This is a genomic window from Nioella sediminis (assembly GCF_001879695.1).
GTDB lineage: Bacteria > Pseudomonadota > Alphaproteobacteria > Rhodobacterales > Rhodobacteraceae > Nioella > Nioella sediminis.
In genome coordinates this window covers 1-813 of the sequence record NZ_MNBL01000198.1, presented here as the reverse complement: position 1 = coordinate 813, position 813 = coordinate 1, and the positions used below count along the sequence as shown (strand labels likewise).

At 54.2% G+C, this 813-nt stretch carries 1 protein-coding gene; it reads right to left on the bottom strand.

Translation table 11 applies throughout. The features are described 5' to 3' along the window. Nucleotides 1-429: Hint domain-containing protein (locus BKY26_RS19785; RefSeq protein ID WP_193600222.1), on the bottom strand; the 429-nt coding region annotated here is incomplete at its 3' end. Nucleotides 430-813: the final 384 nt, after the last annotated feature.

The window sequence follows — 813 nt, the reverse complement described above, 5'->3', positions numbered from 1 at the left end:
GCGGGTGGAAACCGTCTGGCGTCCGATCCACTTAACGGCCACGGCGCGGCCATCGAGGCACATGATCTCGTCTCCGATCACAAGGTTCTCAACAGGAATTGAACAGGTCGCTGTGCCAATGCTCGTCCCGGCGAGGAAACAAAAGGCAAATGAACTGGCAGTGAAATTCGTGTGATAGTTGGTCCCTGCAAGGTTGCCCGGATCACTGGGGAAATACACAAAGGATGACCCCCCGGACTGGAACACAGGTGCGGTGATGCCATTGATGGTCGTCGTTCCCTCGAAAGTACCCTGAGGAGAGGTGTCAAGCGTCTCGAATTCATCGTCATTGTCTGCGTCGGTGATCGTACCGCCGGCTGTTTGATGGAAGACAAACGTACCATCGTTCGTGAAGTAGACTCCAAATGATACATAGGAAAAGTCGCTCATAAGCCCCTCGCTCGTGTCCAATAGTCAACAAATGCGGATGACCCTATCAGAGATCATATTCTTTGCAATTCTGCTCTCTGCACTTCATCGGATTTCCAGTTTCCTTCGGACTGAGAGAAACCGGTCTGCAGTGCACTGTTGTACCGCTTCGAAATGAACCAGTTTTGCGATGCTCAGCACGTCCAGAAACTCCACATTTCTCCGCGTCCATCGGATCCAGTGGCGGCACTGAAACTCCGAAAGCTGGCGCGAGATCACTTCTCGTGCGGTGCCGAGGTCTTTGCAGGATGGGTGATCTCACACCTCCCGCTCCGACACATCATCAGGCGCACCGTGGAGTGAACAACGCGTTCAGGACTCGCGCCGGCACCTGCCTTGCGCTCA